Genomic DNA, 240 nt, shown 5'->3' with positions numbered 1-240 from the left:
ATGTCAACTCTCTTGCGGATCTAGTGGTTGGATATATGGGCGCACCCTTTGGCTATCAGTGGATTGTGGTTCGCAATGATACTGGAAAAGAAATGTTAAATCTAGTACAAGATCAACTAGAAACTCAAGCCGTGAGTTCAAAAGGTAATCGCAAAGCAGCCGTCCAACAAAGTATTCCCGCTTATGATCAAGGGGTAACGCTTCCCATGTGGGCAGCAAAATTAATGGGAGTTGTAATCG

At 43.8% G+C, this 240-nt stretch carries 1 pseudogene; it reads left to right on the top strand.

What is annotated here, in order from left to right:
* Positions 1–35 precede the first annotated feature (35 nt).
* Positions 36–240, top strand: a pseudogene (locus R0J92_RS26135) (hypothetical protein); the annotation flags it as partial.

Source organism: Tritonibacter sp. SIMBA_163 (genome assembly GCF_046535935.1).
In the GTDB taxonomy this organism is placed as follows: Bacteria; Pseudomonadota; Alphaproteobacteria; order Rhodobacterales; family Rhodobacteraceae; genus Epibacterium; species Epibacterium scottomollicae.
The sequence above is the reverse complement of the archived record's forward strand: the minus strand, read 5'-3'. Positions and strand labels throughout refer to the sequence as shown.